The organism is Collinsella sp. MSK.8.10 (assembly GCF_019041915.1).
Taxonomy (GTDB): domain Bacteria; phylum Actinomycetota; class Coriobacteriia; order Coriobacteriales; family Coriobacteriaceae; genus Collinsella.
In genome coordinates this window covers 1-1543 of sequence record NZ_JAHPYF010000019.1, presented here as the reverse complement: position 1 = coordinate 1543, position 1543 = coordinate 1, and the positions used below count along the sequence as shown (strand labels likewise).

General features: G+C 71.8%; 1 protein-coding gene. It reads left to right on the top strand.

Annotated features, from left to right (window positions below):
• The first annotated feature begins 249 nt into the window (after window positions 1-249).
• Complete coding sequence (locus KTF55_RS09885) at window positions 250-1539, top strand: IS110 family transposase (protein WP_217108555.1); 1290 nt, start codon at window positions 250-252, stop codon at window positions 1537-1539.
• The last annotated feature ends 4 nt before the right edge of the window (window positions 1540-1543 follow it).

The window sequence follows — 1543 nt, the reverse complement described above, 5'->3', positions numbered from 1 at the left end:
TGCACCCGTATACCATTGACGTCGACACCATCAGATGCGGACCGCGCGGTGACCCCACATTCCGCTGGCGCCCACGGGGCTGCCCTCGTTTCCTGACATGTCCCGCGCGGGCCGCGGCGAGCCGAGACCGCCGCATGACCTAATAGGAGCATGGAGCGATACCGCGGACCCGAACAACCGCATTCTATCGCGCCCCGTCAGTGTGCCGTCTGCCCGGTCCAGGCGAGCACGGAAAGAACGGAGCGAGACATGCAAAACGAATCGATACCCGGCGCCCGCGGGCCGGTCTTCTGCGGGGTCGACACCCACGCCGACTCGCACTGGCTGTGCGTCCTGGACTGGAGGGGCCGCAAGGTCCTGTCCCGCCGGTTCCCCGCCGACGCGGCGGGCTACGAGGCGCTCGCCGGGGCGATCGCCGCGGCCGGGGAGCCGGCCTGCGTCGCGATGGAGGGGACGTCGTCCTACGGGGCGGGCCTCACCAGGCACCTCGCGTCGCTGGGGATGCCCGTGCGCGAGGCGCTCTCCCCGGCGGGGACGCAGAGGAGGCGCCCGGGGCAGGGAAAGTGCGACGAGGCGGACGCGGAGAGGGCCGCCCGCGCGGCGATGTCCGGCTCAAGGCTCGGGACCCCCAAGAGCCAGGACGGGTGGGTCGACGGGGTGCGCTGCATGCTCGCGGCGCGCTCCGGGGCGGTGAAGGCGCGGACCTCGGCGATCAACACCGCGAGGTCGCTGTTCACCACCGCGCCGGAAGGGCTCAGGTCGAGGTTCCGCGGCATGGGAGGGCCGAGGCTGATGGAGGAGCTCCCCTCCGTGCGCGCCGAGGGCGCGCTGGGCGCCGCGCTCGGCGCGCTGGCGGACCTGTGGGCGGCGGCGCGCGACGCGGCGCTCGACATGGAGCGCGCGATCGAGGCGTCCCTGGAGGAGAACTGCCCCGCGCTGCTGGCGATGTACGGGTGCGGGCCCGTGAGCGCGGCCAAGCTCGCGGTCGCGGCCGGGGACAACCCGGGCAGGCTGCGCTCCGAGGCGTCGTTCGCGGCGATATGCGGCGCCTGCCCCATCCCCGCCTCGAGCGGCAAGACCGTGAGGCACAGGCTCAACAGGGGCGGCGACCGGCAGGCGAACAGCGCGCTGCACGAGATCGCGAGGCAGAGGGTCATGCGCGACCCCGAGACCGCCGAGTACGCCGAGAGGGCCAGGGGGCGGGGGAAGAGCGACAGGGAGGTCATGAGGTGCCTCAAGCGCTACGTGGCCAGGGAGGCGTACCGGGCGCTGATGCGCCCGCACGAGGTCAGGAGGCCCGAGGACGCCTCGGGGCTCGTGGCGGCCAGGCGCGCGGCGAGGGTCAGCCAGGTGAGGGCGGCGTCCATACTGGGCACCAGCGAGAAGTACATCTCGATGCTGGAGAGGGGCCAAAGGGAGCTCAAGCCCATAAGGAGGGCCTACGAGGCATGGGTCGAGGCCGGACTTCCGCTCGATTGGGACAGGCAGGCCTTCGAGGCCGAGCGCAAAATGGATTCTAAAAAACACCTTGCCAAATAGGAGC

What these genes read in the sequence shown, in the direction of transcription:
- KTF55_RS09885 (WP_217108555.1), top strand. Translation starts at nt 250, where the DNA reads ATGCAAAACGAATCGATACCCGGCGCCCGCGGGCCGGTCTTCTGCGGG.